The organism is Rhizobium sp. J15 (genome assembly GCF_002531825.1).
In the GTDB taxonomy this organism is placed as follows: Bacteria; Pseudomonadota; Alphaproteobacteria; order Rhizobiales; family Rhizobiaceae; genus Rhizobium.
Window position 1 is genome coordinate 91,338 of record NZ_NWSX01000001.1, and the last position, 22,537, is coordinate 113,874.

Here is a 22,537-nt window from a genome sequence, read left to right on the forward strand (position 1 = left end):
AGACACAAAACCAGTTGTGCGTTTGGAAAGACAAAACGATGCGTGAAGAAACCGGTCTTGGTTCGAGTGCGATGGATCTTGGCTGCCGGCTCGGCAGGTTCGCCAAGCGATCGCTCGCCATCGCGCTCAGCGCTTTGCTGGTCTTTCAGCCGATGCTGGCCAATGCGCAGTCGGTCTCGGCAAGCACCACGGCGCCCGCCGCCAATCAGCCGGGCGTCGGAACGGCCCCGAACGGCGTGCCGCTCATCGACATCGTCACCCCGAACAGCCAGGGCCTGTCACACAACAAATACGACAGCTTCAACGTCGGCACCCCGGGCCTCATCCTCAACAACTTCAAGGGCGAGATCGGCAACTCCAGTCTCGGCGGCGTCACACCGGGCAATCCCAATCTCAACATATCAGGTCCAGCATCCGTCATCCTCAACGAGGTCACCAGCGGCAACCGCTCGGCACTGAACGGGCCGATAGAGGTGTTCGGCGGGCGGGCCGATGTGATCATCGCCAACCCGAACGGCATCACCTGCGACGGCTGCGGTTTCATCAACACACCGCATGCGACGCTGACGACGGGCGTTCCCGATATCGGCGCCGATGGCGCGCTGAAGGGCTTCACCGTCAATGGTGGCGATATCAGCTTCGGCTCCAAGGGCGCCAACCTTGCCGCCGGTGCCGGCAGCGTTGATCTTTTCGATATCGTCTCCCGTACGGTCACGATCGACGGTCCCGTTTACGGCAACGATATTCGCGTGACCGCCGGGCGCAACAAGTTCGACTACGAGACCGGCAATGCGGCGGCGCTATCGGCGACGTCGGGAACGCCGGAATACGCGATCGATGGCTCGGCGCTCGGCGCCATGCAGGCCGGGCGCATCAAGATGGTCGTCACCGAGAAGGGCGCCGGCGTGCGCATGCGCGGCGACATGGCGGCCAACACCAACGAGCTGTCCCTGTCGGCCGACGGCAAGATCTCGCTGGGCAACGTCTCCGGCCAGCAGGGCGTCTCGATCTCCTCGAAGGCCAAGGTAACGGCGTCCAAGGTCACGTCGAAGGCAAAGGTCGCCGTACAGGCGGATCAGGGCATCACCCTCGATACGGTCGCCGCCGATGGCGACATCGTGCTTTCGAGCGGCAGCGGTCTGTTGAGTGCCAGCGGCGAGGTCAACAGCGCCGCCAACGTGGTGATGTCGTCATCGAACGGCATTTCGGCCGGCAGCGTCGTCGCCGGCAATGCGCTCACTTTGTCCAGCACGTCAGGCGACATCCAGATTGCAGGTGCGGTCAAGAGCACCGATGCGCTGGCGATCACCGCGACATCGGGCGCGATCGCCGCAGCCTCGCTCGTCAGCGGCAGCGGCCTCACGCTGTCCGCAGGCGCCGATATCGGCATCTCCGGCGACATGCTGGCGCAGGGGAACGTGACGGCTTCAGGCGGTTCGATCTCGGCCGGAACGATCGTCTCCGGCCTCGATATTTCTGCGACGGATGCCGCAAACGGCAGTACGGTTCTCGGCAGCGCCGGTGACATCCGGCTGGTTGCCGGCAGCGGCGCGGTCAATGTCGACGGGCTTCTGTCGGCCGGCGATACGTCGGTTACGGCGGCTGCCCTGACCGCCGAATCCATCACCGCGCATGGCGCTGTTGCCATTGAGGCCGCCACGGATGTGAATGGCCAGATCCTCGGCGCTGGCAACGTGTCCATCACCGGCAGCTCAATTTCGGCCGATGCAATCGTCGCAGGCCTCGATTTTGCCGCCACAGCCGCCGCGTCGGGCGGCGCAGCCGTCCTCGGCCCGTCGGGCGATCTTACGCTTGATGCCGGTAGCAGCGGAAGCGTCGATGTCGACACGCTCATCGCCGCTGGCGCGCTGCTCGTAGATGCCGGCCGTTTCCAGGCCGACAACGTCAGCGGCCATGGAAACGTTTCGGTCAACGCCGATACCTCGATCACCGGCCAGCTTCTTGCTGCGGGCGACATTTCGGTCAGGGGTCCGTCCATACAGGCCGGAGGCCTCGCTTCCGGCGTCGATTTCGCCGCCACCGCCCAGTCCGCAAATGGCGCGCTGGTGCTGCAGCAGGCGGGCGCCATGAGCCTTGCCGCCACGAATGGTTCAATCGCCGTCAGCGACGCGCTGCTGAGCAGCGGCGCTCTTTCGGCCGATGCGAGCCAGAACATCGCCTATGCCAAGCTGCAGAGCCTCAGCAGCGCGGCACTGACGGCCTCAGGTCAGATCAGCTACGGCAATCCCACCAGCACCGCCGGCAAGCTGACGCTGACCACCACGAATATCGATCTCTCGAATGGCGCGGCCAGCAATATCGCCGTCGGCGGCACGCTGACGCTCAATGCCGATAGCGCCAATCTCAGCAACAACAGCCTCACGCTCGGCGGCCTTGCCCTCAATCTCTCCGGTACGGCCGATCTCAGCGGCGCCACCATCAATGCCGTCACGAGTGCCGGCGGCACGGGCGACATCACCATCAATGCCGGCGGTCTCTCCACCTCGGCCAGCACAGCACTGCTCGCCGCCGACGACCTGGCGCTGACGCTGCAGTCGCTGACCAATGCCGGACAATTGGCGGCCAAAGATGATCTGACGCTCAACATTTCCGGCAATTTCACCAACAGTGCCACCGGCCTTGCCTATGCCGGCCACGACGCCGACCTGTTCATCGGCGGAACGCTCACCAACAATCAGGGCGCCATCATAGCCGGCAACGACCTCGAGATTGCCGGGCTGACATCGGGACAGAGAAACACCGCGGTCACCAACATATCCGGTCTGATCCAGGCCGGAAACGACATGTCGATCCTGACCGACAACCTGACCAACAAGCGGGCCACCACGCCGCAATGGACGACCGGGAACCTGGTGTCATCAGGCGTCGTCAGCGGCTTCACGCTCAATCCCGCCGCCGCCGGCCTGCCTTTCGGCTACCTCGAGACCGCAGATCAGAACATGTACCAGCTCTATGCCGGCGTTGATCCGGGGCTGTGGCAGGATTATCAGCCGCTGCTCTGGTCGAAGGCGACGCTCGCCGACGGCACGACCTATCGTGCATGGACGTGGATCTCGGCCGACGGACCGGAGAAAGTCGGGCCGATCATCGACTGGATCAGGGCCCGCGTGCCGCGGGATGCCAACGGCAATCCGGTGGCCGATCCCAACAATCCGTCGCGTTATTTCATCGTCGACGAGGTCAATTTCAGCGGCTCGGACGAAAGCACCACCTATTCATGGGATTGGTCGTCCCACCTCAGCCAGTCGGTCTACGAGGACCGCCTGACCGGGACGCTGAGCCCGGAAGCAACGATCCGGGCGAGCCGCAATCTCACCATCGACGCCACCAATCTCACCAACTCCTACAGCTCGATCGAGGCCGGCGGCGACGCGACGCTGAAGGGTTCGACACTGAAGAATGAAGGCGTCACCCTCTTCCGCACGACGACGACGACCTGCAGCGCGCAGGGCGCCTGCACCGCCTATGATGCCAACGGCCACGCCAATCCCTCGAAGAACATCGCCAACGGCTCGACGATCGTCAGCTCCGTCCAGGCGATCGGCGGCGTCTCGGCCAATATCAAGGCCGGCGGCGCGCTCTCGGTCGATTTCGGCAGCGTCAACAACACGTCGGCGGCCGGCTCGATGGCCGGCGGCGCCAGCGTCACGGCAGCAAGCAATCCCGGCGATCCATTGTCGGCGCTCACCGGCCTGACCGCCGGCGGCGCGCTGTTCAACGTCAGCGCCGGCCTCGGCGGCGGCAACCCGCTTTCCGGCCTCGGTGACATTGCCGAACGCATCCGCCTCGACGGCGCAGCCCTTGAGGCCGCCGCCAAACCGCAATCGGGCGGCGTCGGCGGGAACATACCCCACCAGATATTCCTGTTCGAAACCCGCGGCGACTTCCTTGATGTCAGCAAGTTCTACGGCTCCGGCTATTTCATGGACCGCATCGGCTATCAGCCGAACACCACGGTTCCGTTCCTGGGAGACGCCTATTTCGAGAACCAACTGATCGACACGCAGTTGCGCCAGCTCGTCGGCGAAGGCCTCGGCAGAAGCACCTTCATCGCCGGCAACAGCGCGATCGAGCAGATGAAGACGCTGCTCGACAACGGTGCCGACTATGCCAACGATCACCACCTGGCCGTCGGCCAGGGCCTCACGCCTGAGCAGGCGGCAGCTCTCACCGAGTCGATCGTCCTCTACCAATGGCAGACCGTCAACGGCGTCCAGGTGCTGGCACCAGTCGTTTATGTCGCCGCCGCCGACCGGCAGAAGCTCACCGGCGCCGGTGCCGCCATGGCGGGCGGCTCGGTCGATATGGATGTCGGCAATCTCGACAATTCCGGCCTGATCGCCTCCGCCGGCGGGCTTACCGTCACCGGCAAGACCATTCAGGGCAGCGGAACGTTCCTGTCGCGCGGCGACACGGTGCTCAACGCCACCAACGGCATCACGCTCGCCGCCCAGACCATGACGCTCGGCGGCCAGAACATGGTCAACACCAATGCCGGTGTGACGGCGGGCGGCGGTCTGCAGCTTGCCGGCGGCAGCGGCGATCTGGCACTCAAGGGCGTCAAGGTCAATGCAACAGGCGACGCCACGCTATCCGGCAAAAACGTGACGCTGGATGCCGCCAAGGTCGAAAACGATGGCCAGCAGAATGCCACCGGCAGCCAGGTCGCCAGCGGCAAGGCCCTGACGATCAAGGCCACCGACAATGTCAACGTCATCGGCAGTTCCGCCAAGGCGGGCACGACGCTCGATGTGATCGCCGACAACGGCTCGGTGGCCGTGGTCTCGACCGATGTCGCCCGCAACAACCAGTCCGGCTACACCAGGACCCTCTCCACCGACCAGCAGCAATCGCAGCTTTCCGCCGGCACGAATGCGACCATCAAGGCCGACGACGACATCCTGCTCTCCGGCTCCTCCGTCAAGGCCGGCGGCAATGTCGCGCTCACCGCCGGCGACGATATCAACATCACGGCCGCGCAGGAGCATTCCGCATCCACCTTCGGCAAGAAGTCCGCCTCGTCGATCACCCATGTCGGCTCTGAGATATCGGCCGGCGGCGACCTCTCGGTGACCGCAGGCAGCGGCAGCGGCGATCACGACCTCAACATCGTCGGCAGCAAGCTTGCAGCCGACGGCAAGCTCGCTCTCAAGGCCGACGGCGACGTGACGATCGCCGAAGCCACCGACACCGCGACCCTCGACACCAGGCTCAGCACCAAAGGCGGTTTCCTCGGCAAGAGCGAGAAGACGACCACCCATCTCGAAACGACGACAGCCGTCGGCTCCGCCATCACAGGCGGCGGCGGTGTGGACATCACCTCGGGCAAGGACACGGTCATCTCGGCCTCGAAGATCGAGGCCGGCAAGGAGGGCGGCGCCGCGGCAGACCTGAGCATCACCGCCAGCGGCGACCTCATCATCGCCTCCGGCAAGGACACCAGTGCCAAGGATGACAAGGGCTCGCGTAGCGGCTTCCTGTCCAAGGGGTCGTCCAGCCACAAGAGCTATGACGAGACCACCGTTGGCTCTGAACTCGGCGCATCCGGCAACATCAGCCTGAACGCTGGTGGCGCGGCAGTGATCGCGGGTTCCAGCGCCAATGCCGACGGCTCGATTTCCGTCGAGGGCGACAGCGTTTCGATCGTCGGGGCGCAGGAAACCCACGAGTTCGAAGAGCAGCGCAAGAAATCCGGCTTCGGCATCGGCGGCGGTGGCGGCTTCATTTCGATCTACGGCAGCCAGCAGAACAAGGGCGCCCAGGCGTCGACGCTGAATGTCGGCTCGGCACTTTCGGCGGGCCAGGATGTCAATCTGACGGCCCGAGACACCGATTTGAACATTATGGGCTCGTCCGTCGACGCCGAGAACGACATCAATCTGTCAGCCAAGCGTGATGTCAACGTCACGCCTGGCGCAGAGAGCTTCTCGCAGTCCGAGCAGGAGAAGAAGTCCGGCTTCGGCATTTCTTTCGGTTCGAGCGGGGGCGGCTTCTCGGTAGGCATCGGCGCGCAGACGAGCAAGGACAGCTCGGCGCAGCAATCCAACACCAACGCAGCCTCGATGCTGTCTGCCGGCCGCGACCTCAACATCTCCGCCGGTAACAATGTCAATCTGCAGGCTGCGGGGGCCTCAGCCGAGCGCGATGTCAACCTCTTCGCCGGCAAGGACATCAACCTTCTCTCGGCAGCGGATAAGACCAATTACGAGGAGATTCACGAAAAGACCTTCGCTGGCGTGACGCTCTCCGTTTCCAGTCAGTTGGGAAGTGCAGCCCAGAGCATCATGAACTCGGCCGAGCGGTTGACCGGCGACACTCGCGTCAACGCAGTCACCAACACCACCATCGCAGCCCTTGGCTTCTATCAGGGCTACCAGGGTCTGAAGGAAGCCTATAAGCAATTGACGGACACGTCGCCCGAGGCGAAAGGTCTCAGTTTCTCGGTCTCGCTGTCGGCTGGTATCAACCATCAGGAAAGCAGTTCGTCTTCGTCATCTTCGACGCCAGTCGTGACCGGCATCCGTGCCGGCCGCTCGATCACCCTGGAGGCTGAGAACGGCTCGATCACCAGCGAAGGCGCGCAAATCGCTGCCGGTTATGACAAATTCGGCCTGCCGACGCTCTCTGATGATCCGCTGGCCGGCGATATTTTCCTGTCGGCGCAGAACGGAAATATCAATCTCAACGCCCCGATTGGCTCGTCGGATACATCTAGCCAGAACTCGTCCTACAGCGTCGGTGTCGGCGTCAGTTGGAAGTGCGGCACGAAGTCCGGTTGCGGCACACCCGGCGTCAACGTCAGCGGATCTTACGGCAAGGGCAATGACGGCACGACGGGGCTCACGCATTATAATACTCATGTCAATGGCACCGGCGACGTTACCATCCTCACCAACGACCTCACTCTGAGAGGCGCTACCGTTACCGGAAATTCGGTGACCGCCGCCGTCCGCAACCTGACGGTCGAAAGCTTGGTGGACACGGCGACTGCTGAGGCCCGTCAGCTCAATCTCTCCGGTTCGATCGGCTCCGACGGCTTCAGCGCATCCGGTGCGACGCAGAAGGCGACGGGCGACGCTGCCATCGTCGCGGAGCAATCCGGCATCCATGCCGGCACCGGCGGTCTTGATCTGACCATCGACAAGAAGACGACGCTCGTGGGCGGGCTGATCACCAGCCAAGCTTCGAAGGAGCTGAATCATCTCGAAACAGGCACGCTTGAAGTTACCGACGTCGATACCCATTCGCGCTGGAAGGCCGACACCTACGGCGTCTCGATCGGCTCCGGCGGCCTGAGCCTTGCAAAGGTCAATGATGGGGAGAGCGAAACCGGCAAAGCCTATTCGGCCATCGGTGGCAATATCGGCATCACTATCACCGATCCAGAGCATCAGACGCAGGACATCGGCACGATCCGCCGGGACACTGATAACACCAATACTTCGCTGCCCGGCCTGCCGGATCTGCAGAACATCCTGCGCGACCAATACAAGACGCAGGCCGATCTGCAGGAAGCACAGAAGACGATGGCTGGGCTCGTCGGTGACATTGCCAACGAGCTCTACAAACAAGCTACTCTGAACCAAGACCAGACCGGAATGGACTACTGGAAGGAAGGTGGGGTCGGCCGCGCGGCACTCCATGCGGTCGGTGGCGGTATCCTTGGTGGCGTCAACGGTTGGGAGGGAGCGATTAAGGCCGCTCTAGGCGGCGCTGTTACGACCTTGATGGCGCCGGCCATCGCCGAACTCGTCAAGGGTATGCTCAAGGGCACTAAATATGAGGGAACACCGGAAGGCGACGCACTCGCCAAGTTGATCGGAGCAAGTCTGACGGCTGGTATCGGCGGAATCATTGGCGGCGGTGAAGGGGCTGGCTATGGGGCGGCCAACTACCAAAACAATTATCTCAAACACAAAGAGCTGCAGGAACTCTACGAGAAATTCGCCGCGTGCGAAAAAGTGGCTAATCCAGTTTCATGTCGCCAGAGTGCCTGGAATACCGCGATTGTCCAATCGCGGGCGAACCTCACCGCTCTCAAATTGTGCGGCAGTAATCTGAGCTGTGTTAGTGAAAAACTGCAGGAAATTAAAGACGGTGACCAGTTGCGCGTCCTTATCGGGAATACCGATTGGACGCTGGATCCGAACGCATCGCCTATGGCAATCGCAAACACGCTCTACGGGTGGCAAAGCGACGTAGAAGGCGAGACTTGGCAATATCTTGCTCAGGTGACTGCGGGCACCCCTCTCTTTGGCGAGTTCGAGGGCTTGCTTGCCCGTTCCATTACGACGACCCTGGGCGCCTGCGATTTCCTGTGCATGGATGATATCCGGACTGCCGAAGGTTTGGCTGGAGTCAGGCCAAAGGTAAAAACTGACTTCGATCCTTCTGATCCAGCACTGAGCGTCAAAGGCGATCAGCTCCTCGAAACTACGCCTGTTACGGCTGATGGCAGGACGACCCGCCAGAAGGCTGACAGTTATGAAGAAAATGTGCGAGCAGAATACGATAACGCCACAGCTGATGAGCGTAGATACCAGACTGTGGTTGACGGCGAGGTGGTCAACGGTATTGCAGATGACGTCACACGAATAGATGGAAAACTCACTGCGGTTGAAGCAAAATATGTCGCCGACTGGACGAAGTCGATCCGAAACCCATTCGGCACGATCGGATCTTGGTCATGGTCGAAAACGGAGCAAGCGACGGTGGTGGCGCAGGCAAAGAAATATTCTCAGGCATTCGCAGGCGGGGTAATTTACCATACCAACAGTGTCGAGTTTGCAAACTACTACTCGAAAGTGTTTCTCGCGAACGGAATAACAAATGTGAAATTCCTGCTAACCCCTGTCAAATGAAGGAAAAGACATGGCGAGCCAACTAGACAGATTGGAGAGAGTACTCGGCGGGAAATTTGAGCGGCGTGACGCGCGGGTCATTCCTGGCACTCAGTCAGTCGATGGCGTCGAGTTTGCATATTTCTCGGATGATGGAAAAAACCAGTTCGCCAAGCAGTTTAAAAGTCTCACACGCGACGTTAAGCCTCGGGCGGCGACGCGTGGTGGCCTTAATGAAAGCGGGTGCAGGATTACACCACCGGATGGGCCAATGTTCCACGCGATTGAGTATCACGGGGACGTCGAAGGTTGGAGAAAAGACGTTAATGCCGGTGCCATGGGGCTTGGCCTACTGTTGGCCCGAATTGAAGATGGAAACTTCGTAATTTCAGACGGCCGGCGGTTTCCACTGTCTACGTGCCAAGTTGATTTTAAGTGAGCAACAACACCCTCATTCTTGGGTGGATCGAGATAAAACGAGACTGCGGATATTGCGAAGCGCATGATGCAGCATCGGTGAATTTCCCTGCGCCAGATTGGTGGAAGTAATGATTATCAGAATAGATGGCAATGTTATCAAATGTTCTCGTATTACAGGGCCGACACATCACTTTGCCGCTCTGGAGTTCTCTCGTATTCCTGTGGATCCGGAATTTAGGTTCATCGCAAGTGGTGAATCGGTCCCAAATGGACGCTGGCTTGATAGCGCAAGAGAAGCTTTAAAGGCAGCAGACCCTATTCATCCGGTTAACGGAAATATGCATGTAAAAACCGTGTTTCTTCATGAGAAATATATTCCTAACATTTTGGCATATCAGGAGATATTTCGGGAAATATTCTTGGAAGCAAAAAACATTTTCGTTAAAAAATCTATTTATTCTTGGGGTATGTCTTTGCCGAAAGCTCGCCGGACATGCTGTTTCTTCAGAGGGCCACGCATCGCGAATATGTCGGCGGCACCGAGAAAATCGAAAACGCGTCAACCTATTATTTCAAGGAGGATGGTAGTTTGGTGATCAGCCGCCAGTACTTCAATCCGCCCAGAGCGGAAAAGGCTACCGGAACGGCAGACGTGACAGCGAACTACGCCCGCAAGCCGGATTTCGGACATTATGAGGATCTTATTCGTATCGAGCGTAACTGACTGCTTCCGACAATGGCGCATTCCCTTCTGCGGTGGCGCCCATGTTGAAGGAGGCCATCATGAAGCAATCAGCATTGGATCCAGAGTTGCTTCAAGCAAATCTTCTCCGCAATGATGGGGCCATGCTTAGGTTTTACTTAGGCGCCGAATATGACAACAAGCTTCCCATGGGAAACGTCGCTCGATCGCACTTGAATTTTGCAATTGAACTTCAGCTGGTCGGCTTTCGCTCCGAAAGCGACACGATTGTTCATAGAGCAAATCGTTGGCTGGATAATGCACTTGCCCATGACGAGAAGCTAGGTGCAAATCAGGATCTCCATCGCACGCTTTTGCATTGGGCCTGTGCCATCGGAACCTGGTTGGAGAACGGGTCGAATGACGAAGGCCATTGGAATCAGGCCCGCGTTCATGCGGAATCTGCTTGGCGCTTTGAAGCTCGTCCCTGGCCGCGAAACGAGATCATCAAATCGGGATTGGACGATTATATGGCCTTCGCTTACCGGGGTGGTGCGCATGAGGCTGGCATCGACATGTACGAGCACTGGATCGGCGAAAAACCTCTTTCTTTGAAGAAGGCGCTGAAACCACGTGAGTTCGGCTACGCTCTCTGCCTACATCGCGCCCGCGGCCGGTTTGGCGAGGATGAGTTGTTCGAAGCCGGACGCCGTATGTTGCAAGCCAATCTTGAACAAATCTGGTTGGGCGGCGGCTAATATCTACGCGCAGCCACTTGGTTGAAGATTGTCTATTGGGATCGTGACCAGGCGCTCACTCCATTGGAGACCATCATAAAGGCCTACGACAACATGCCTAATGTACCACGCCCGGATTTCGTTTAGCGAATGATAGATCAACAGGTTTTCTTTAAATGGCTATAAATCTGAGAAATCAGGCAGGAAAAACAATCAAGCTGACCACACGTCATTGGACCGTAATGCTGACGCTCGCCGAAACCTTTGGATGGTCGCCGGCGGGCACGATAGCCCCGGTCGGCTGGATTGGTCCCGGCGAATGGGGCGGTGCATACGATACAAATGACGGCCAGGCCGTGTCGGACGACGACGCTAAAGCACTTGCGCGACATCTTCATGGGGCGGCCGTGAGTCCACAGCTTCCGGTCGCGCTCACCGATGTCATCAATTATCTTGAGAAAGCCGCAGAGGCACGTGGGATTACAATCCTCGATGCCATGAGAATGGAACCCAACGAGTTCTCGAATATTTTCTCACCTTTGCTGATGTTCCTTTACGACGGCTCGTTTTACATTGAATAGGATTTCAGAATGAATGCAAAATTCGTTGCCGCGGTCGGATTCGGCTTAATGGCGGGCCTCTTGGCGGGATGCGCCGGGACCCCGGAACCGGCCAAAATTGCTGCCCAGCAACATGAAGGGTCTTCACAAATCTTGGCAAACAAGAACAAAAAGGGCTCGCTCCTTCTTGTTCGAATGGTGGACTCACCGCTGTTGGGCGATGTGAATTGTGGCGGTTACATCACTCTGCGCAGGGTTGATGCGGGAAAACCAGACGAGACAGAGCCACCTATCTCTGTCGGTTCCGCGGTTGCGTATCGCTTGCAAAACCCAAACAAACTGGTCCTCGGTCAGTTGTTCTCCGCGACCGCACAAAAGTATGCGAGATGGTTCGTGCCCGTCGCCCCCGGTCGCTACGTCATCACCTACGCGAACTGCAGCTACGGAGATATCACCATCGAAGCGGGAGGTGACGAGGACGGACTCTTCGGCAGAGCATTCAGCTACGTCCACCCATTTGAGGGTGATGGTGCCATTACGATTGGCGAGGGGAAGATTATTGACGCTGGGTACATCCGTCTCGCAGGAACGCGCAGCAACCCACGCGTGGTGGGATCGGAAGCCACACCTGCCGAACGCGAACTTATGAGGAGCGTCATGCCGGATGTCTATCCTTCGATTACTTTCACAAAATTCAGCCCGTGAATATCGGAAAGACAGTGTTGGGGGCTTTTGCGGGAGGGGCGATAGAATGCCGCATTGTCGCGGTGCTTGATCATGCCCCTCGTCGCTAGAGATAGAGCCTCACCTCTGCGGCTTCGGATAAGAAAGATGGCGGATTCTTCATGTTTAAGCGCACAAAAATCGGCGACGTCGTACAAATTTTAACGTCGAAGGGAGTTTCCTACGCCCAGGTCACTCATAAGCATGTGCGCTATGGGCACCTGCTCCGTGTGTTTGATGGCTTTTACGCCGACAGTCTTGATAATTTTAGCGAAGTGGTTGCCTCTCCGGTGTTGTTTTCTACCTTTTTTCCTGTCCAAAAAGCAGTTGACGAAGGCTTAGTGGCAAATGTCGGAAACAGTAGCGTCACTGATGCAAATTCCGTCTTTCCCATCTTTCGGACCAGTGCGCGGGATAGGGGTGGGCGGCGGGGGCCCTGGTGGTTATGGAATGGCGAAACCGAAATGATGCTGAGTCGAGGCCTTTCTGATCAGGAAAAGAGATATCCGGTCCACGGTATCATCAGTGCACCCTTGCTGGTTGAACGAATTGAGAAGGGTTATCGAGCGGAGACTCATGATTTATAGTTTGCCGTTGCCGGATTATTATTGTTGGTGCCTCTGAGTGCAACTTAACCGCATTCCGGACCCCTCACGTTAAATCATGAAGCCCCGTCGTAATCGCCGGCCCAATCGAAAACTCAGAAAACCGCACCATCAAACCGCTCCGCTCCTGCGTGCATGCCATAGGCCCGACCTGGTAACCGCCGGCAACCGGGAAGGGCGCTAGTCTAGCTCAAGGAAGCGATCTAATTGACCATTGAAGAATGCAACCCCGCCTCAAGCGAGGGTCCTCAGAAGAATAAACTGCCCGCAACGCGGCTATATGCGATCCTCGCGCGGGGAGCGAGAACGGGTGTCATATTCCGTCGCGGACCGAGCAAACAGGTGCAGCTAATTCGTTGGGACCTGCGCAACGATACTTTTGAACATGGGCAATGGTTCAAAGGACGCATCTACGAGCGACGCTGCGATCTTTCACCGTCCGGCCGACTGCTCGTCTATTTCGCGGCGACAAACCGCGCGCCATACGGAAGCTGGACAGCAATATCAAAGCCTCCTTTCTTCACAGCTTTGGCCCTTTGGCCGAAAGGAGACGCCTGGGGCGGCGGCGGTATTTTCGAGGATGAAGAAACACTGCTTTTGAATCATTCCCCAGAGTGGGAGGCCAGCTTCAAACTCGCCGATGGATTCCGGCTAAGGCCGGGAATGCATGTCAAGCCGTGCGGGAACAGGCCGGGCCGCGGTGAGGACGAACCCATCAATGGCCTCCTGCGCGAGCGCGATGGTTGGCGGGTGATCGAGAGTGGTGAAGAGCAGTACTGCGGTTTGGATGCGACTGCGATTTTTCGCTTTAGTCAGCCGCACGTTGAGGAAAAGGTCGGTTCTAACGGTCGGCGGCTGCAGATGATCCTCCACGCGATCGGTCGTAGGCAAAAGGCGTGGTACGGCCTCGATTATCGCGTGATTGATCGCGACGGAACCCTGCTCATCGATCTCCCTGAGAGCGATTGGGCGGATTGGGACGGCGGCGACCTTGTGTTCGCCCGGGGTGGTTGCATCTACCGATTGTCGAAAAGCCAATTCCGATATTATGCCGACAAGCGCGAAGATGCCTTTCAGCGCCTGTATGATTTCAGCGACGCACGCTTTACCGCTGTAGCTCCCACGCGCACTGCACTCCATTATTGATGGAGCAGGCGGTTCAAAAAAGCCGAGATACTCGTTACCGGATGAAAGTTGAGTGGGTGGACAGCCGGTAAACGGTTTGTGTTTCGTGCAATGCCGAATTCCTCATGGATAGGTGAGTTGCTCGGATTATTTCATAGATTTAGCGCTCAAGCCCCATGAGGTGCGTATGGAAGTTGAGAAACAGCTGATCAAGCTCATAGGTGATTTCAGCGGACGCCTGCCCGAGGAATATATCGGCGAATACATATCCCTTGCGAAGCACAATGAGTGCGCAGTCGCATTGGAAAATCTATGCACGCAATTGTATGAGCATGACGTGGTGCCGGCTCCAGGGGAACTGATCACCATTCGGGAGCTAGCCGAGGAAATGAACCTGGAGGAGGATACATGGCACTTCCTCGGGCATTCGAATTCGTGAGCTCAGTGCAAGGGCGACAACAGTGAACAAACTTCCAAACTGGCTTGTCCTCAATATCTGGCGAAATCTACTGGGAGAGATTTACCCAGCGATTAGGGCCATCGCCGTCGAATTCGATGAAAAGGCTCTTCTCATAAGATATTACCTTGAGCGTGAGCCAACTGAGTTTGATATCGAAAGCGCGGAAGTATTATCCACAAACGTTTTCGCCTCTGCCGGACCGGAACTGATCGAACGTATCGATACGGAATGTTCCTACGCAACGCGGCTTTTCAAAGATTTAGACGCATTGTCTGGATTTGTATATTGCCGTCGAGAATACGACATGCCCGAGTGAGGATGGCTGTGTCTCCTGTTCCAGGTGGTGCAGTCGGCATGAGGCGCTTGAATGCGTCACAGCGTTCCTCAACTCAAATCATGCAGATCCGTCGTAATCGCCGGCCCGATCGAAAATTCCGAAAACCGCACCGTTAATCCACTCCGCTCCGGCGTACAGGCGGTGGGCCCGACCTGGTATCTGTCGGCGGTTGGGAAGGGCGCTAGCCGCAAGAGCGGCCAGAAGCTCCCGTCGTGCGAAGCCTGGATGCGCAGGGCGCCGGCCGCCAGGGTGACGCGGATGTGGAAGTCCTCGAGTTCCTTGAAGGGTTGCGACACCGACCAGTCGGATTGGCCGTTGGTGACGACGGTGCTGAGGAAGGCTTCGCCGTCGGTGAATTCGACGCCTGTTTTGACCCAGCGGTTTTCGTCGAGGCGCACCATCAGGCCGGCCTGGTCGTAGAGGGTGCGGAATTCGCCTTGCACGCGGATCTGGGCGGTGAAGCTGTCTGCGGTGGGGAAGGCGAGGAAGTGGCCGCTGTCGCGGGTGAAGCCGTAATAGGTATCCCGCCAGAAGTCGGTCTTGTCGCCTGTTGTCAGCGTCAGGCCGGTTGCGTCGGCCTGCCAGCTTTCTGGTTCGTTCAGCCATGTTCCGTGGTTGAAATCGATGCGCATTCCATCCTCGCTTTGTTGAAGCTCTGCCGCTGCCGATTCTTCGCGCCCGCATAATGCGCAACCTTCTCGCAGACGGCTAGCCGCGGCCGACGGTGCGGCGTTGTCTCCGCCGTTCCGGCCTTCGTCTCACGATATAATCCGCGGCCTCCGCTTGACACGATCACTTCATCTCTTATTCTGTTGTAAAAAGATGAATTACATAATTGTGGAACTTAACCGGGAGCCCTCATATGAAAACGCTTGTCGCATTCCTGCTCGGCACTGCGCTCGTCGCCCTGCCTTCGACCCTCTTTGCCCAGGAAAAGGGCGGCGTCATCAATGTTGCGACGATCGGCGAGCCGCCGACGCTCGATCCGATGTCGTCGACGGCCGATCTCGTCGGCATCGTCACGCAGCATATTTTCGAAACGCTCTATACTTTCGACAAGAGCTGGAGCGTCACGCCGCTTCTGGCCGAAAGCCTGCCCGAGATCAGCGCCGACGGCAAAACCTATACGATCAAGCTCCGGACCGGCATCAAGTTCCACGACAATAGCGACATGACCTCGGAGGATGTCGTCGCCTCGCTGAACCGCTGGATGAAGATCGCCTCGCGCGGCAAGCAGGTGGCCGGCTTCATCGACAAGATCGCGGCGACCGATCCGGCGACTGTGACGATTACGCTGAAGCAGCCCTATGCGCCCCTGACCTCGCTGCTCGCCTTCAACAATTCGGCCGCGATCATCATTCCCTCGGAAAAGCAGGACGAGCCGATGAAGGAGTTCATCGGCACCGGCCCCTATATGCTGAAGGAGCGCAAGGCCGACCAGTATATCCAGCTCGTCCGCTTCGACGGCTACAAGTCACGCGAAGGCGAGGGCGATGGTTATGGCGGCGCTCGCCATCAATATCTCGATGAAATCCGCTTCGTGCCGGTGCCGGATCCGAATACCCGCGTCGAGGCCGCCGTTTCCGGCCAGTATGATTATGTCGACTCGATCCCGGTCGAATCCTACGACAAGCTGAAGGCTTCGACCGCCTCGCAGCCGATCATGCTGAAGCCCTTCGGCTATCCGGTCTTCGTCTTCAACACGAAGGAAGGCGCTGCTGCGAATATCGAGGTTCGCAAAGCGATCCGCCAGGCGCTCAGCATGGAAGACATGCTGGCCGCAGCTTTCGGTGGCACGGATTTCTATGCGCTCGATGGCTCGATCTATCCGAAGACCTTTGCCTGGTCGACGGATGCCGGCGTCGAAGGCGCCTATAATGTCGCCGATCCGGAAGGGGCGGCCGCTGCCGCCAAGAAGGCCGGCTATAATGGCGAGCCAATCCGCATCCTGACCAGCCGCCAGTATGAGTTCCATTACAAGATGGCGCAGGTCGCCGCCGAATATCTGAAGCTTGCCGGCTTCACCGTCGATATGCAGGTGGTCGACTGGGCGACGCTGACGCAGCGCCGCACCGATCCGAAGCTCTGGGATATCTACATCACCCACAGCCCCTTCCTGCCGGAACCGGCGCTGATCGGTTCGCTCTCGACGAGCTCGCCCGGCTGGTGGGATACGCCGGCCCGCAAGGCTGCCGTCGATGCCTTCACCTCCGAGGTCGATCCGAAGAAGCGCGTCGCGCTCTGGGCCGATGTTCAGAAGGCGATCTATGCCGACGCGCCCTTCATGAAGATCGGCGATTTCAATGCCGTCTCGGCGAAATCGGTCAAGCTCGAAGGTGTCGATCCGGCTCCGTGGCCGTATTTCTGGAACGCTTCGATCAAGAAGTAAGCACCACCGCCGGTGCCGGTCCCTCGCGGCCGGTGCCGGTCTTCTTTTCTGCCGCATCCGCAAAGGCTTGAAGGCCAGCATTCATGATCCGCTACATCCTCCAGCGCCTGTTTGGCATGATCGTCGTGATGTTTCTCGTCGTCACGATCGTCTTCGTCATCGTGCGCGTGACCCCGGGTGATCCGGCTGCCGTCATGCTCGGGCCGGATGCGACGCCGCAGGATATTGCCGATCTGAGAAGCAGGCTCGGCCTCGATCAGTCGCTCGGCCTGCAATATGTCTATTATATCGGCCAGCTGCTGAGGGGCGATCTCGGCCAGTCGATCTTTCTCAATATGCCGGTCACGTCGGCGCTGCTCGACCGCGCCGAGCCGACCTTCTTCCTGACGCTGTTTTCGCTCGCCATCGCCAGCGTCATTGCGCTGCCGATCGGCATCTATGCCGCCTATCGGCGCGGCTCCTTCGTCGACCAGGCGGCAACGACGCTCGCCATGTTCGCCGCCAGCATTCCGAGCTTCTGGCTCGGCCTCATCCTAATGCAGTTCTTCGCCGTCCGGCTCAACCTTTTCCCGGTCTCGGGCTATGGCGGCCCGGGCTCGACCTTCGCGGACCGCATGTATCATCTGACGCTGCCGGCCTTCGCGCTCGGCATCGTCTCTTCGGCGCTGATACTGCGCTTCACCCGCGCCTCTATGCTCGATGTGCTCGGCGACGATTATATCCGCACGGCGCGCGCCAAGGGGCTGGTCGAACGCAAGGTCATCCTCAAGCACGCGCTGAAGAATGCGCTGATCCCGATCCTGACGGTCATTGGCCTGACGGCGGCGGTGCTGATTTCGGGCGCGGTCGTCACCGAAACCGTCTTCGGCCTGCCGGGTGTCGGCAATCTCGTCGTTTCGGCGGTTCTGCGCCGCGACTATCCCGTCATCCAGGGCGCGCTGCTCGTCATCGCCGCCCTTTACGTGCTGATCAATTTTGCGATCGACATGCTCTACCTGCTGGTCGATCCGAGGGTGCGCTACTGATGGCCGATATCGCAATCAAGCCCGTCGAAAGCGAAGGCAGCAAATTCGCCAGGCGCCTGCTGAAGCGCAAGACGGTTGCCTTCGGCCTGCTGATCCTGACGATTTTCGTGCTGCTCGCGGCCTTCGCGCCTGTCGTGGCGCCGTATTCCCCGTCCAAGCTTTCCATTGTCAACCGGCTGAAGCCGCCGAGCGAGATTTTCTTCTTCGGCACGGACGAATTCGGCCGCGACGTCTTCTCGCGAACGATCTTCGCCGGGCGTCTGTCGCTGCTGGTCGGTGCCGCGGTCGTCGCTCTTTCGGCGCTGATCGGCGTCACCCTCGGCCTGCTTGCCGGCTTCTTCCAGAAGCTCGATACGCCGATCGCCCGGCTGATCGATGCGATGATGGCATTTCCCGATATTCTGCTGGCGATCGCGCTCGTCGCCGCCCTCGGTCCGTCGCTGACGACCGTCATCATCGCGCTGTCGATCGTCTATGCGCCGCGCCTTGCCCGCATCGTGCGCGCCTCGACGCTCGTCATTCGCGAGCTGCCCTATGTCGAGGCGGCGAGGGCGCTCGGGATTTCGACCTTCCACATCATGACGCGGCATGTGCTGCGCAATCTGCTGTCGCCGATCCTGGTGCAGGGCACATTCCTCTTCGCCAGCGCCATGCTCGCCGAAGCCGGGCTGTCTTTCCTCGGCCTCGGCGTCAGCCCCGAGATTCCGACCTGGGGAACGATGATCGCCGCCGGCCGGCAATATATCGGCCAGGCCGACTGGATGACGCTGTTTCCGGGCGTTGCGATCATTCTCTCCGTGTTGTCGCTGCAGATGGTCGGCGACGGCCTCAGGGACATGCTCGATCCTAGACTTCGCAAGGACCTTTAATCCGCCGGCCGACTGCCGGTCGTCTCCAATTCGCCAGATCAAAATTGCATGACAGGAGTTTGCGTGAATCAGTTTCCCACCGCCGCCGGCAAGGTCGAGAACTCGCCTTACGAACGGCTTTCAGCTCTCGGTATTACGCTTCCGCCGCCGCCGCCGCCGATCGCCAATTTCGTGACACATGTGCTGGAAGGCAACATGCTCTATCTCTCCGGCCAGGGACCGCGCGAGGCCGATGGCTTCCTGCATGCCGGCAAGGTCGGCGCGGGCGGCGTCGGTGTCGATGAAGCTTACGGCCATGCCCGGCTGACCGGCATCAACCTGCTGTCGGTCATGCATGATGCACTGGGTGATCTTTCCCGGGTCAAGCGGGTGGTCAAGCTGCTCGGCATGGTCAATGCCGTGCCTGACTTCGAGGATCATCCGAGCGTCATCAACGGCTGCTCGGATCTGCTGATCGAAGTCTTCGGGCCGGCCGGCGAACACGCCCGTTCGGCGGTGGGCTTCGGCTCGCTGCCGGGCAACATCACCGTCGAGATCGAGGCGATCGTCGCCTTGCATGGCTGACGGGAATTTTCATACTTGGGAGCAGCGTTTCCCCATATCCTGCTCCCCGACCCAGAATTCTGGAGAACTTCATGTCCACTGATATGAGACCATCGATCGGCCTCCGCCCCGTCATCAACGTATCGGGCACGATGACCAGTCTTGGCGCGTCGATCGTCGTGCCGGAAGCGATCGAGGCGATGGCGTCGATCCTGCCGCACTTCGTCGAGATCAACGACCTGCAGCGCAAGGCAAGTGCAGTCATCGCCCGGCTGACCGGTGGTGAGGCGGGCTTCGTCACCGCCTCCTGCTCTGCCGGTATTTCGCTCGCCGTCGCCGGCGCGATCACCGGCGACAATCTGCTGGCGATCGAGAAGCTGCCGGATGCCGTGTCCGAGAAGAACGAGGTGCTGGTACAGATGGGCCATGTGGTGAGCTATGGCGCACCCGTCGACCAGGCGATCCGGCTGGCCGGCGGCAAGGTCGTGCTGATCGGCCAGGCGACCTCGACGCACCGCTTCCACATGGAAAAGGCAATCACCGAGAAGACTGCCGCCGCCGTCTATGTCGTCTCCCACCATGTCGTCGATTACGGCCTGCTGAATCTCAAGGAATTCGTTGAGATCGCCCATGCCAGGGGCGTGCCTGTCATCGTTGATGCGGCCTCGGAATACGAGCTCAGGATTTTCCTGGAGCAGGGCGCCGATATCGCGCTCTATTCCGGCCACAAGTTCCTCGGCGGCCCGACCTCGGGCATCGTCGCCGGCCGGAAAGAGCTGGTGCGTCACGCCTTCCTGCAGAACATGGGCATCGGCCGCGGCATGAAGGTCGGCAAGGAGAGCATCTTCGGCGTCATGGCGGCGCTCGAGGCCTGGGAAAAACGCGATCATGCCGGCATCCGCGAGCGCGAGACCGGCTATCTCAATCTGTGGAAGCGTACGCTCGACGGTCGTCCTGGCGTTACCGCGCTGATCGAGCCCGATCCCACCAACAATCCGCTCGACCGGCTGCGCCTTATCGTCGATGCCGAGCAGGCCCATATCACCGCCTGGGATCTGGCCGATGCGCTGGCCAAGGGCAGCCCGCCGATCATCGTGCGCGATCACGAGGTCGAGCACCGCTATTTCTATCTCGACCCGTGCAACCTGCATCCGGGCCAGGAAATCATCGTCGCGAACCGCCTGGCCGAGGAACTCGACAAGGCGCGTGCCTCCAACGAGATCATCGCAACGCCGATCGAAAACCGCAGCCGGCACCGCTTCGACGGCTTGCTGCGCTGGCCGGATTGAGCCGTAGGAGGAGCCGACATGGCGAAGGTCCAAGCGCAGTTGATCGAGACAGCCACCCCCGTTCTTTCCGTTGAGGGGCTGACGACTTCCTTTCGGGTCGACGGCGCTTGGAAACCCGTGGTGCGCAACGTCTCCTTCACCGTCGCGCCCGGCGAGACGGTGGCGATCGTCGGCGAATCCGGCTCGGGCAAGAGCGTCACCTCGCTGTCGATCATGCGGCTGCTGCAGGCGGACGTCAGCCGCATCGAGGGCCGCGTCATGCTCGGCGGCCGCGATCTCCTGGCCTTGCCGGAACATGCCATGCGGCAGGTGCGCGGCAATGAGGTGGCGATGATCTTCCAGGAGCCGATGACCTCGCTCAATCCGCTCTTCACCATCGGCGATCAGATTTCCGAAGCGCTGCTTTGCCATTCCGCTATGAGCAAGGCCGATGCCCGGGCCGAGACGATCAGGCTCTTGGAGAAGGTCCGCATCCCCTCTGCCGCCTCGCGCTTCGACGAATATCCGCATCGCTTTTCCGGCGGCATGCGCCAGCGGGTGATGATCGCCATGGCGCTTGCCAGCCGGCCGAAGCTTTTGATCGCCGACGAGCCGACGACGGCGCTCGACGTGACAATCCAGGGCCAGATCCTCGATCTCATCAAGATGCTGCAGGACGAGGAGGGGACCTCCGTTCTCTTCATCACCCACGACATGGGCGTCGTCGCCGAGATCGCCGACAGGACGGTGGTGATGTATCGCGGCGAACAGGTCGAAAGCGGCGCCACGGCCGATATCTTCCACCGCGGCAAACATCCCTATACCAGGGCGCTGCTATCAGCCGTGCCCGTGCTCGGCTCGATGCAGGGCCGGCAGCGGCCGCTGCGTTTTCCGGTCGTCAATACGGCGACAGGCGAATCGGACATTCCCGCCGAGGCTGCCGATACGGTCGCGGCGAAGCCGGTGCTGCAGGTGAAGAACCTGACCAAGCGTTTCGACATTCATTCCGGCCTCTTCAACAGGCTGACCAGCCGGGTGCATGCGGTCGAAAACGTCTCCTTCGATCTTCATGCCGGCGAGACGCTGTCGCTCGTCGGCGAATCCGGCTGCGGCAAATCGACGACGGGGCGCGCCATCATGCGTCTCATCGAGCCGCAGGCGGGTTCCGTTCTGGTCGAGGGCAGGGAAGTGCTCGGCCTCCTCGACAGGAAGGATCTGCGCGAGATGCGCAAATCCGTGCAGATGATCTTCCAGGATCCCTTTGCCAGCCTCAATCCGCGCATGACGGTCGGGGCGTCGATCGCCGAACCCTATCTCGAACACGGCATGGGTAATGCGAAACAGGCGAGGGAGGTCGTTGCCGACCTGCTGGTGAAGGTCGGCCTCTCCCCCGATATGGCTTCGCGCTATCCGCATGAATTTTCCGGCGGCCAGCGCCAGCGCATCTGCATCGCCCGGGCGCTTGCCCTGCAGCCGAAGGTCATCGTCGCCGATGAGAGCGTTTCGGCGCTCGATGTTTCGATCAAGGCGCAGGTCATCAACCTGATGCTCGACCTGCAGCAGAGCCTCAATCTCGCTTTCCTGTTCATTTCGCATGACATGGCGGTGGTCGAACGCGTCAGCCACCGGGTGGCGGTGATGTATCTCGGCGAGATCGTCGAGATCGGCCCGCGCGCCGCGGTCTTCGAAAATCCGCAGCATCCCTACACGAAGAAGCTGATTTCGGCCGTGCCTGTGCCCGATCCGGACCGCCGCCATGAAAAGCGCATGGTGGCGAATGACGAGATCAAGAGCCCGATGCGATCAGTCGACTATCAACCGCCGAGCGCCTCCTATCGCGAGGTGGGTCCGGGCCATCTGGTGATGGCTGGCCGGTAGCGAAAGCCGTTGGCAGTTGCCTAACGGGCCGGCGGCGCATAAAGCAGATGCAGAG

General features: G+C 59.9%; 18 protein-coding genes and 1 pseudogene. 17 read left to right on the forward strand and 2 right to left on the reverse strand.

The features are described 5' to 3' along the window. Positions 1-38: 38 nt before the first annotated feature. The 8 genes from CO670_RS00450 to CO670_RS00480 all read left to right on the forward strand — a co-directional run bounded on the left by CO670_RS00450 (position 39) and on the right by CO670_RS00480 (position 12,570). The gene (locus CO670_RS00450) at positions 39-8,882 is read left to right on the forward strand and encodes a hemagglutinin repeat-containing protein (RefSeq protein WP_245425720.1); all 8,844 of its coding nucleotides are present in this window, start codon (positions 39-41) and stop codon (positions 8,880-8,882) included. Positions 8,883-8,892: 10 nt separating this feature from the next. After that, the gene (locus CO670_RS33220) at positions 8,893-9,300 is read left to right on the forward strand and encodes a hypothetical protein (protein WP_097588471.1); all 408 of its coding nucleotides are present in this window, start codon (positions 8,893-8,895) and stop codon (positions 9,298-9,300) included. 109 nt (positions 9,301-9,409) lie between these two features. After that, positions 9,410-9,877 carry a hypothetical protein gene (locus CO670_RS32420; RefSeq protein WP_141502205.1) on the forward strand — a complete coding sequence of 156 codons (468 nt, stop codon included), beginning with the start codon at positions 9,410-9,412 and terminating at the stop codon, positions 9,875-9,877. Then, positions 9,871-10,005, forward strand: a complete 135-nt coding sequence (locus CO670_RS33605) for a hypothetical protein (RefSeq protein ID WP_280951309.1) — start codon at positions 9,871-9,873, stop codon at positions 10,003-10,005. Before CO670_RS32420 ends, CO670_RS33605 begins: the two co-directional genes overlap by 7 nt. Positions 10,006-10,064: 59 nt before the next feature. Beyond that, on the forward strand, positions 10,065-10,721 hold the full coding sequence (locus CO670_RS00465; protein WP_210202679.1) for a hypothetical protein: 657 nt from the start codon (positions 10,065-10,067) through the stop codon (positions 10,719-10,721). A gap of 155 nt (positions 10,722-10,876) precedes the next feature. Beyond that, positions 10,877-11,281, forward strand: a complete 405-nt coding sequence (locus CO670_RS00470) for a hypothetical protein (protein ID WP_141502207.1) — start codon at positions 10,877-10,879, stop codon at positions 11,279-11,281. A gap of 9 nt (positions 11,282-11,290) precedes the next feature. Further along, complete coding sequence (locus CO670_RS00475) at positions 11,291-11,965, forward strand: hypothetical protein (protein ID WP_176538840.1); 675 nt, start codon at positions 11,291-11,293, stop codon at positions 11,963-11,965. A gap of 140 nt (positions 11,966-12,105) precedes the next feature. Beyond that, positions 12,106-12,570, forward strand: a complete 465-nt coding sequence (locus tag CO670_RS00480; protein WP_097588474.1) for a hypothetical protein — start codon at positions 12,106-12,108, stop codon at positions 12,568-12,570. Between the two features lie 64 nt (positions 12,571-12,634). On the opposite strand, the pseudogene CO670_RS00485 reads toward CO670_RS00480, so the two are convergent. Continuing rightward, a pseudogene (locus CO670_RS00485) lies at positions 12,635-12,775 on the reverse strand (DUF1349 domain-containing protein); the annotation flags it as partial. A gap of 20 nt (positions 12,776-12,795) precedes the next feature. On the opposite strand from CO670_RS00485, the gene CO670_RS00490 reads away from it, so the two are divergent. The 3 genes from CO670_RS00490 to CO670_RS00500 all read left to right on the forward strand — a co-directional run bounded on the left by CO670_RS00490 (position 12,796) and on the right by CO670_RS00500 (position 14,489). Further along, positions 12,796-13,734 (forward strand): hypothetical protein, encoded by a 939-nt coding sequence (locus CO670_RS00490; RefSeq protein WP_245425722.1) that lies wholly within the window; start codon positions 12,796-12,798, stop codon positions 13,732-13,734. Positions 13,735-13,900: 166 nt separating this feature from the next. Then, complete coding sequence (locus tag CO670_RS00495; protein WP_097588475.1) at positions 13,901-14,152, forward strand: MafI family immunity protein; 252 nt, start codon at positions 13,901-13,903, stop codon at positions 14,150-14,152. Positions 14,153-14,174: 22 nt separating this feature from the next. Next, positions 14,175-14,489, forward strand: coding sequence for a colicin (locus CO670_RS00500; protein ID WP_097588476.1), 315 nt, complete (start codon positions 14,175-14,177; stop codon positions 14,487-14,489). 68 nt (positions 14,490-14,557) lie between these two features. Here CO670_RS00500 and CO670_RS00505 read toward each other — a convergent pair whose 3' ends face one another. Then, complete coding sequence (locus CO670_RS00505; protein ID WP_097588477.1) at positions 14,558-15,142, reverse strand: DUF1349 domain-containing protein; 585 nt, start codon at positions 15,140-15,142, stop codon at positions 14,558-14,560. Positions 15,143-15,372: 230 nt separating this feature from the next. Here CO670_RS00505 and CO670_RS00510 point away from each other — a divergent pair, with 230 nt between their 5' ends. The 6 genes from CO670_RS00510 (at position 15,373) to CO670_RS00535 (ending at position 22,482) form a co-directional block, all read left to right on the forward strand. After that, on the forward strand, positions 15,373-16,899 hold the full coding sequence (locus CO670_RS00510; protein WP_097588478.1) for an ABC transporter substrate-binding protein: 1,527 nt from the start codon (positions 15,373-15,375) through the stop codon (positions 16,897-16,899). An 83-nt stretch (positions 16,900-16,982) separates the two neighbouring features. Further along, positions 16,983-17,924 (forward strand): ABC transporter permease, encoded by a 942-nt coding sequence (locus CO670_RS00515; RefSeq protein WP_176538841.1) that lies wholly within the window; start codon positions 16,983-16,985, stop codon positions 17,922-17,924. Continuing rightward, complete coding sequence (locus CO670_RS00520) at positions 17,924-18,793, forward strand: ABC transporter permease (protein ID WP_088683663.1); 870 nt, start codon at positions 17,924-17,926, stop codon at positions 18,791-18,793. The genes CO670_RS00515 and CO670_RS00520 overlap by 1 nt, the downstream gene beginning before the upstream one ends. 48 nt (positions 18,794-18,841) lie before the next feature. Continuing rightward, entirely contained in the window at positions 18,842-19,357 is a 516-nt protein-coding gene (locus CO670_RS00525) for a RidA family protein (protein WP_097588479.1), read from the forward strand. 71 nt (positions 19,358-19,428) lie between these two features. Next, positions 19,429-20,625, forward strand: a complete 1,197-nt coding sequence (locus CO670_RS00530) for an aminotransferase class V-fold PLP-dependent enzyme (RefSeq protein WP_097588480.1) — start codon at positions 19,429-19,431, stop codon at positions 20,623-20,625. A gap of 18 nt (positions 20,626-20,643) precedes the next feature. Continuing rightward, positions 20,644-22,482 carry an ABC transporter ATP-binding protein gene (locus tag CO670_RS00535; protein ID WP_097588481.1) on the forward strand — a complete coding sequence of 613 codons (1,839 nt, stop codon included), beginning with the start codon at positions 20,644-20,646 and terminating at the stop codon, positions 22,480-22,482. Positions 22,483-22,537: the final 55 nt, after the last annotated feature.

Bases quoted from the DNA above. Each gene is read 5' to 3' on its own strand.
- CO670_RS00535 (WP_097588481.1), top strand. From the start codon at position 20,644: ATGGCGAAGGTCCAAGCGCAGTTGATCGAGACAGCCACCCCCGTTCTT.
- CO670_RS33220 (WP_097588471.1), top strand. From the start codon at position 8,893: ATGGCGAGCCAACTAGACAGATTGGAGAGAGTACTCGGCGGGAAATTT.
- CO670_RS00495 (WP_097588475.1), top strand. From the start codon at position 13,901: ATGGAAGTTGAGAAACAGCTGATCAAGCTCATAGGTGATTTCAGCGGA.
- CO670_RS00505 (WP_097588477.1), bottom strand. From the start codon at position 15,142: ATGCGCATCGATTTCAACCACGGAACATGGCTGAACGAACCAGAAAGC.
- CO670_RS00480 (WP_097588474.1), top strand. From the start codon at position 12,106: ATGTTTAAGCGCACAAAAATCGGCGACGTCGTACAAATTTTAACGTCG.
- CO670_RS00470 (WP_141502207.1), top strand. From the start codon at position 10,877: ATGGCTATAAATCTGAGAAATCAGGCAGGAAAAACAATCAAGCTGACC.
- CO670_RS00520 (WP_088683663.1), top strand. From the start codon at position 17,924: ATGGCCGATATCGCAATCAAGCCCGTCGAAAGCGAAGGCAGCAAATTC.
- CO670_RS00510 (WP_097588478.1), top strand. From the start codon at position 15,373: ATGAAAACGCTTGTCGCATTCCTGCTCGGCACTGCGCTCGTCGCCCTG.
- CO670_RS00525 (WP_097588479.1), top strand. From the start codon at position 18,842: ATGACAGGAGTTTGCGTGAATCAGTTTCCCACCGCCGCCGGCAAGGTC.
- CO670_RS00530 (WP_097588480.1), top strand. From the start codon at position 19,429: ATGTCCACTGATATGAGACCATCGATCGGCCTCCGCCCCGTCATCAAC.
- CO670_RS32420 (WP_141502205.1), top strand. From the start codon at position 9,410: ATGATTATCAGAATAGATGGCAATGTTATCAAATGTTCTCGTATTACA.
- CO670_RS00450 (WP_245425720.1), top strand. From the start codon at position 39: ATGCGTGAAGAAACCGGTCTTGGTTCGAGTGCGATGGATCTTGGCTGC.
- CO670_RS00475 (WP_176538840.1), top strand. From the start codon at position 11,291: ATGAATGCAAAATTCGTTGCCGCGGTCGGATTCGGCTTAATGGCGGGC.
- CO670_RS00515 (WP_176538841.1), top strand. From the start codon at position 16,983: ATGATCCGCTACATCCTCCAGCGCCTGTTTGGCATGATCGTCGTGATG.
- CO670_RS00465 (WP_210202679.1), top strand. From the start codon at position 10,065: ATGAAGCAATCAGCATTGGATCCAGAGTTGCTTCAAGCAAATCTTCTC.